The organism is Nostoc sp. FACHB-888 (assembly GCF_014696655.1).
Lineage (GTDB): Bacteria > Cyanobacteriota > Cyanobacteriia > Cyanobacteriales > Nostocaceae > Nostoc.
In genome coordinates, this window is the sequence record NZ_JACJQM010000215.1 from 1 (window position 1) to 6290 (window position 6290).

Below are 6290 nucleotides of genomic sequence, written 5' to 3' on the forward strand. Positions count from 1 at the left end.
GTGATGTTTTTTCTGTCAGACGTTCCGCGATTACAACTATCGCTATAAATACCCCAGGCATCAATCTTTTTAGTTATCTCACCCCATTCAGATTAAGAAAACCAATCATTATAACACAAAATCAATTCTGCAAGAGGTCTACTGTATTTGTGTCATTGCTGTTTCGGAAGGATTGGCGGGTTTAGTCCAGCCCAATTTGTCCTGAATCCATGCCCGAATGCCGATGGTGTTGAATGAACGGCATACCAATCTGGCTTGCTTGGTACAGTATCTACCAGCTTCGGAAGCATAGTACTCTAAGATAATTGCGATCGCAGTGTCGGGGATACCGTCGGTTCTCCACTGGCTAAGGTCGGCGGCTGAAAATCCTTGCTGCATAAGCTCTTTAGCTAATTTTGATGGCGCTAGGTCGGCGCTTGATTTTAAAGCTTTTCTGATCGATTCATCATCAACCCCAGCTAGTCTTGCAGTTGCTCTAACACTGGCTTTCGCTTGACCATTAGCGTCAACTTCAATCTCTTGAGATATTTGTTCGAGAATTTCGGCGATTTGAATTTGCGACATAACTTTAGTTGGGTGATAATTTTTGTTGCGTGATTAGAGAGAATTAAACATTCACACGCACCAAGCTTTTTTCACCAACTAATGAGAAACGATTCGATATAGTTGGTGTCTTAATTAACGTTGGCGACATCAATTCAACAAGGTAAAACCAAGAATCATGCACCAGTGCAATCCCCAAAATCAGCCGTTGTTTTGTTCCCTTGTCGTGAGAACAGAGGATTACTCTTTCGCCCAAAACAAAAGCAGGTTTTTGCACAGTAATGGCTTCTAGCTCTCCAGTCCCGATGAGTTGGTTTTGGGTAGCGTGGAGTATTTCATTACGGCAATCAATTGAATAAAGCCAAGTTTCATGCTTCCACTGAATACCACAGCAGTAACCAAATGTTCTGGTGGTTCTGAGGTATACTCTCTCCAGTAAATTGACCTCAACAGATGGAATTGTTTGACCCAAGGTGGAGAGAGATACCAACTGGTTTTCAGAGCGTTAATGTGGTCAATCATGGTTGTCTCCCCAATAAATAGTTAATCGCTTCTGGATCAAGAGAGGTAATACGTTTTTTAATTGATTGAGGTGGGTTATCAAAAAACTGTTTGAGATGAGAAATTCTGACTTGATAATGTTTGGTAGAACGCTTAGTAGCTTTGAGCCATCCTCGTCCTACCCATCTAGACACAGTTGAGAAATTCAATTTCAGGACTTGAGCAATTTCCTTACAGCTATAATTGTCAAGTGTGGGACGGGCTGAATAACCTAAACTATTTAACTTGAGTCCAATTGCAACTGGTGTACGATGGTATCCTTTTCGTCTCAAGCTTTTGGCGATTTGTTCTTTGGTATAAAGATCAGCTATCACCTCGATAATTCCTAGTTCTTCATCAGTCCATTTTGGATTCGGATGATTACGTTTCATATTTATGCAGATTTAGTAAAAGAATGTTCTGAGATAATTTGAGCGCTGATAGATTCAAACTCCACCTGAGCAATATTCAAATCAATCAGCATTTCCCCACTGTTGTAGAGGTCTGTAATGTGCTGCTTGATTGCCGACTCTGACAGCCCATCAGGAATATTTAGGTGCGCTTCACTCGTGATTTTATCGACTACTGTAACGATGACTCTCATGCCTTAATTCCTATCTGGTTAATTGATAAATCAGGAATCAGAATTATTCTGTATTCTGAATCCTGTCTTCTGACTTCTATTTACACTGCCCCAGTCTTCACCGCTTGCAACTGTTGCATCCATGCACTGATTGCCGTTAACTCATCCATTCCGCTAGTAACAGCATTAACAATTTGGTTTTGATAAGAAGATTCAGCATGATTAGGATGGTCACACTTATTTGCTGCCCAAGCCAAACACATGGTTTTGATTAGTTCATTAATCTGGCTAATATCAAGTAGACTTGGGCGGTCAACGTCCTGAAATTGCAACCACTCTTTGACTAAATCAAGCGGATAATCAAGCAAGGTGCGAATATTTTTGATTCGTAGGTCTTGGGGGTGTACTGGTTGAGGGACTACGCTAAGTTTTGGTGGAGTCAGTGGGGGTTCTGGAACGGAGCTTGAAGTCCCACCTAAAAGACATTGAATGTCACGAATGATAGTTGCCCAATCCAAATCTCTACTCCATTCTCTGTAAATCTTGGTTTTGGTTGCAGCATCATAAAGATTACAGAAAACTGTATTCTCGTCGCCAGCATTAGCAACGATAATCAGTGGCTTAGAAAAATCTTGGATTAAAGAGGCAGCTAAAAGGAAGCTTTTGGCGAAATTGGTTTCAACACCAGTTCTTATGACATAAAGTTCATCAGCACTGACAACAATATCCAACTTCAAGTTGTCCTTGCCTTTGAATTCTTTAGTCGTGAGGCGGAGTTCTGATAAATACCCAGTTAATGCCCTTTGAGTAACAGGAATTTTCTTATCCTGGCTGATATTGAACTTATACCAAACGAATGATTCGCCATCTACTTCCCCCTGATTGACATACAAATAGATGGGTTCGGGAGGGTTGCATAAACCTAGTTTGATTTCAGTAACCATGTTCACCTCGATTAAAGTTTCATTGATTGTTGTTCTGTGTGCAATAATGAGAATTCTGTAGCGGAATGTAATTTTCCATAGGTGCAATCGTTTGAGTAAGAGGCATTTATTCAAACGATTGCTTTTGTACTAATCAGAAGGCTGTTACTTGGAGGGGAAAAGGGGTCTTGGGGTTGGGGTAAAGGAAGGAGAAGGAAAGAATTTTCTCAATACATTACAGAGCAAGCATTTTTAAATATGGATGTTCCCTTTCCCCCCTCTTGATTCCGCTCTAACTCCCATTGCAGATAAGTAAGAGCAGTGCTAGCATCAGCAATGTTTAAATCTGGCTGATACCCGTTCTTCAGCAGTTCTTTGTATTGGGAATGTGCAGCAATTTCTGATATTAGAGTTTGGGCTTCTTCAACTAAGTGGTGAAGAGGTGGGTTAGACATCTCAATACCGAGTCTGGAACATAAATCCTCAGCTTTCACTCCTATTGTTCCTGGCTCAATCTCGGTTTCTAACTCTTCAAGTAGAGATTGAAAGTTTGGGTGTTCATCGTTGATTTCAATTTCAACCAAATCTGCACTCTGTGTAACTACAGTTGCCCAATCGGGTAAAGTTTGTGGAATGGTCTTGGCGTAAAGTTTCATGCTTATCTCCTGATTGTTTCGTCAGCTAAAAATCTTCAGAAATTTCCAACAAAAACCCGCATCCAGTGTTTTGCACTTGTACCCGTTTTTTATCAAGCAAATATTGGATGATAGTTTCTGAGAACTGAATGCGGTGCAAAGGAATAGAACCACCAGAGCGGCTTAGAGAGTGCAGTAATCTAGCAGAAGTACGTTCCACGTAGTTATCAATCGTCTTAGCCATTGTTTGCACCTCTAGCTATTGCGTCTAACTGTCGGTTGAGAATGCTTATCTGCTGTTGATAAAAGTCAATTTCAGCACTGATTTGGTGGAACAATTCTTCCGAGGTAAGCGGTTGGATTTGGTTTTCCGAAAAGTGGAATAATTCATCAGAGTTTCTGTTAGGCATCAGGGCATAACGCCAACCAGCATCAAATTGTTCAGCCAGTTCTGTACCAGAAGGATAGTAATAAAGTCCCAGGATAATGCCCTGGTTTGTACGCTGATCCAAAGCAAAGCGAGGGTAGCCCCAGTGTCGGGGGATTGAGATTGTGGGTTGCATAGATGAATAGGTGAATGAAGGGAAATAATCGCAGACTTTTGTATTACGATTAGTAATGCTACTCTTGGTAGTTAATTTATATTACTTATAGATATACACCAAAGATAACCAACTAAAAGTAGTGCTACTTTAAGGAGTAAGAATTAGGAAATGCCTGTGCTTGTAAAATTGAAAAAGACGAGAGAAGCTAAAGGCTTGTCTCAAAATGAGCTAGCGAGGAAAACTGGTTACAGCCTGCAAAATATTCAAAAAATTGAACAAGGAAGAGCTGCCTCAATTACATTTGATGCCTTGGGGAGATTTTGCGAAGTACTTGAATGTCAGCCTGGAGATATTTTGGAATGGCGGCCAAACAATATTGATGACAAAACTGGCCACTCATCAAATGATGAGGTGTTAAAAACTGCTTCAGAGCAAGTAGAAGGAAAAAGTGAGTCGCCAAAATCAACAAAACGTCAAGCACGCATGATTGTCTTTGATGGCAATAGAGGTGCGGCATGAAACAAAAATTGTACAATAGCCAACGCCAAGATGATTATGAGACGGCTTTGTTGCTATTGAAAAGAAAAACGGCATGACTGAAGCTAGCGTTTCTAATCAGGATAAAATATCTAACAAAAACCCAGAATCGTCCGATAAAACTATTGATTACGACTGGCGCGATCCCTCAAAACCTCGTAATTCTGAAGATGATGTAATTGTGGATGGTTGGCGGCGACGTGCTGATGGAACTTTTGAGAAAGTTGAAAATACAGAGGCAAAGCAATGACATCGTTTATATGTGACCAAATCATAGATTTTGAAGCGAAGAAAGCTTATGAAGCCCAAGATATTGAAAGGCTCATAGAGCAAGTAAAAACTTTGGTGGCAGAATCAAAAGATAGCAAAGTTGTAATTTTACTGAGAAATGCTCATTATCTGACTACCAAAGCATTTGTGATTCTTTACAACTATATTCAAGAACCTTTCTCGACAAATGCAGTTTTTGTGTTGGTTTCTACCGATAAATCCCGAATATTCCCTCCTTTACTTGATTTAGTAGAGCATCGGCAACAAGTAGCTTAAATATCAACCTAGAGGTGGGTTTATGGATAAATCAACCCGTAAGAGCAAAAAATCCACCTCTGCTGCTTCTGATGATTCAAAAACACTCCTTAACCCTGCAAATGAGGATATCTCTCAGCAAGAAAACTCAGCCTTAGCAACAATTAACGTTACGGCTGTTGAAGTTCCAGAGTTGACAGAGGAAGAACAGCGCGATCGCCTTCACCTAGAGCGGCGTGTGGAGAGAGCATTTTTTGAGGCAGGAAAAGCGCTGACGGAATTGAGGGACAGACGGCTTTATCGCTCCACGCATAAAACATTTGAAGATTATTGCCGCGATCGCTTTGGGCATAGTCGGCAACAATCAAATTATTTGATCGCCGCAGCTGGTGTTTACGAAAATTTGACAACCATTGGTTGTCAAATTGTGGCAGATGAGAATTTGACAACCAATGGATCACAAATTCTGCCCACGAGTGAGCGCCAAGTGCGACCGATGACAAAACTTGAACCCCAGGAACAGCAAGAAGTGTGGCTAAGAGCAGTAGAACTTGCTGGTGGGAAAGTGCCGACTGGTAGAATCGTCAAAGATGTTGTGCAGCGCATCATGGAAAGGACGAAAGTACCCAACACCTACCAAGTTGGTGAAATCTGCCAAATTCTTGCTAAGGATAATCCCGAACTGAGAGGCAAAGGTGGCTGTTGGGCAATTGTCAGCGTAGTGAATGACTTTAGTTGCAGCGTGAGAATGTGGGATGGCGAGTACGCCGTTGGGTTGCAGCACCTGAAGTCTTACGATTACTTGCCTGCTGAATGCAAACAGATGCAGATAATCAGCGATCGTGTTAATCGGGTGTATTCGAGTGGGCTGGAGGAATCGGTGCAGAAGTTTTTGGAGTCGTTGGGGAAGCTGAAGCGGGCTTATTTGACTGGACTGGAAGAAAAAGTGTTGAGTGTTTTGGAGTCTGAAATCAGAGTTTAAAACTTTTATTTCATCAAATTTATTCTCGATTACCAAATAGTAAATAATTATTTTCGGAATGAAAATTACTGTATAGTTTGAGGTGTACCAGATTATCCTCTTAAGAGTTGCTCTATGATCACTCTACCTGGTATTGCTATCCAAAACAAAATATACGAGAGTTCTAATTCTCTAGTGTATCGGGGCATCAGAGACGATGGAGTAGGGGTGGTAGTCAAAATGCTAAAGCTTGATTATCCCTCACCTCAAGAAATAACCCGCTATAGGCAGGAATATAAAATTATCCGTTCCCTGAATCTGGAAGGAGTTGTCAAGGCATACAACCAGCAGGACTATCAACGCACTCTGGTGATTATCTTAGAAGATTTTGGGGGGGAATCCCTAGAGAAATGGATGCACAAGCGCCCAAATATCTTCTGCCCGATGCCTTTATCCACTTTTCTAGGTCTTGCGATCGCTGTTTGCGACATTCTGGGC

General features: G+C 41.3%; 13 protein-coding genes. 5 read left to right on the forward strand and 8 right to left on the reverse strand.

Annotated features, from left to right (window positions below; all coding sequences use genetic code 11):
- Window positions 1-138: 138 nt before the first annotated feature.
- The 8 genes from H6G26_RS36945 to H6G26_RS36980 all read right to left on the reverse strand — a co-directional run bounded on the left by H6G26_RS36945 (window position 139) and on the right by H6G26_RS36980 (window position 3787).
- The gene (locus tag H6G26_RS36945) at window positions 139-564 is read right to left on the reverse strand and encodes a hypothetical protein (protein ID WP_190736492.1); all 426 of its coding nucleotides are present in this window, start codon (window positions 562-564) and stop codon (window positions 139-141) included.
- Between the two features lie 43 nt (window positions 565-607).
- Window positions 608-1033 (reverse strand): DUF1392 family protein, encoded by a 426-nt coding sequence (locus H6G26_RS36950; protein WP_242054216.1) that lies wholly within the window; start codon window positions 1031-1033, stop codon window positions 608-610.
- Between the two features lie 28 nt (window positions 1034-1061).
- The gene (locus tag H6G26_RS43365) at window positions 1062-1475 is read right to left on the reverse strand and encodes a hypothetical protein (protein WP_242054217.1); all 414 of its coding nucleotides are present in this window, start codon (window positions 1473-1475) and stop codon (window positions 1062-1064) included.
- A gap of 2 nt (window positions 1476-1477) precedes the next feature.
- Window positions 1478-1687, reverse strand: coding sequence for a hypothetical protein (locus tag H6G26_RS36960; protein WP_190736494.1), 210 nt, complete (start codon window positions 1685-1687; stop codon window positions 1478-1480).
- Window positions 1688-1767: 80 nt separating this feature from the next.
- Window positions 1768-2610, reverse strand: coding sequence for a hypothetical protein (locus H6G26_RS36965; RefSeq protein ID WP_190736496.1), 843 nt, complete (start codon window positions 2608-2610; stop codon window positions 1768-1770).
- A gap of 206 nt (window positions 2611-2816) precedes the next feature.
- Complete coding sequence (locus H6G26_RS43370; RefSeq protein ID WP_242054218.1) at window positions 2817-3245, reverse strand: hypothetical protein; 429 nt, start codon at window positions 3243-3245, stop codon at window positions 2817-2819.
- Window positions 3246-3270: 25 nt separating this feature from the next.
- Window positions 3271-3468 (reverse strand): hypothetical protein, encoded by a 198-nt coding sequence (locus H6G26_RS36975; protein WP_190736497.1) that lies wholly within the window; start codon window positions 3466-3468, stop codon window positions 3271-3273.
- Window positions 3461-3787, reverse strand: coding sequence for a hypothetical protein (locus H6G26_RS36980; protein ID WP_190736499.1), 327 nt, complete (start codon window positions 3785-3787; stop codon window positions 3461-3463). The genes H6G26_RS36975 and H6G26_RS36980 overlap by 8 nt, the downstream gene beginning before the upstream one ends.
- 150 nt (window positions 3788-3937) lie before the next feature.
- Between H6G26_RS36980 and H6G26_RS36985 the strand changes: the two genes are divergently transcribed.
- The 5 genes from H6G26_RS36985 to H6G26_RS37005 all read left to right on the forward strand — a co-directional run.
- Complete coding sequence (locus tag H6G26_RS36985) at window positions 3938-4288, forward strand: helix-turn-helix transcriptional regulator (protein ID WP_190736501.1); 351 nt, start codon at window positions 3938-3940, stop codon at window positions 4286-4288.
- A gap of 73 nt (window positions 4289-4361) precedes the next feature.
- A complete protein-coding gene (locus tag H6G26_RS36990) occupies window positions 4362-4556 on the forward strand; it encodes a hypothetical protein (RefSeq protein ID WP_190736504.1) in 195 nt (64 codons plus the stop codon).
- A complete protein-coding gene (locus tag H6G26_RS36995) occupies window positions 4553-4852 on the forward strand; it encodes a hypothetical protein (protein WP_190736506.1) in 300 nt (99 codons plus the stop codon). The genes H6G26_RS36990 and H6G26_RS36995 overlap by 4 nt, the downstream gene beginning before the upstream one ends.
- Before the next feature lie 22 nt (window positions 4853-4874).
- Window positions 4875-5813, forward strand: coding sequence for a hypothetical protein (locus H6G26_RS37000; protein WP_190736507.1), 939 nt, complete (start codon window positions 4875-4877; stop codon window positions 5811-5813).
- A gap of 114 nt (window positions 5814-5927) precedes the next feature.
- Window positions 5928-6290, forward strand: a 363-nt coding sequence (locus H6G26_RS37005; RefSeq protein WP_242054219.1) for a protein kinase, incomplete at its 3' end; no start/stop codon positions are given.

What these genes read in the sequence shown, in the direction of transcription:
- H6G26_RS36995 (WP_190736506.1), top strand. Translation starts at nt 4,553, where the DNA reads ATGACATCGTTTATATGTGACCAAATCATAGATTTTGAAGCGAAGAAA.
- H6G26_RS36990 (WP_190736504.1), top strand. Translation starts at nt 4,362, where the DNA reads ATGACTGAAGCTAGCGTTTCTAATCAGGATAAAATATCTAACAAAAAC.
- H6G26_RS36985 (WP_190736501.1), top strand. Translation starts at nt 3,938, where the DNA reads ATGCCTGTGCTTGTAAAATTGAAAAAGACGAGAGAAGCTAAAGGCTTG.
- H6G26_RS43365 (WP_242054217.1), bottom strand. Translation starts at nt 1,475, where the DNA reads ATGAAACGTAATCATCCGAATCCAAAATGGACTGATGAAGAACTAGGA.
- H6G26_RS36945 (WP_190736492.1), bottom strand. Translation starts at nt 564, where the DNA reads ATGTCGCAAATTCAAATCGCCGAAATTCTCGAACAAATATCTCAAGAG.
- H6G26_RS43370 (WP_242054218.1), bottom strand. Translation starts at nt 3,245, where the DNA reads ATGAAACTTTACGCCAAGACCATTCCACAAACTTTACCCGATTGGGCA.
- H6G26_RS37000 (WP_190736507.1), top strand. Translation starts at nt 4,875, where the DNA reads ATGGATAAATCAACCCGTAAGAGCAAAAAATCCACCTCTGCTGCTTCT.
- H6G26_RS36965 (WP_190736496.1), bottom strand. Translation starts at nt 2,610, where the DNA reads ATGGTTACTGAAATCAAACTAGGTTTATGCAACCCTCCCGAACCCATC.
- H6G26_RS36975 (WP_190736497.1), bottom strand. Translation starts at nt 3,468, where the DNA reads ATGGCTAAGACGATTGATAACTACGTGGAACGTACTTCTGCTAGATTA.
- H6G26_RS36980 (WP_190736499.1), bottom strand. Translation starts at nt 3,787, where the DNA reads ATGCAACCCACAATCTCAATCCCCCGACACTGGGGCTACCCTCGCTTT.
- H6G26_RS36960 (WP_190736494.1), bottom strand. Translation starts at nt 1,687, where the DNA reads ATGAGAGTCATCGTTACAGTAGTCGATAAAATCACGAGTGAAGCGCAC.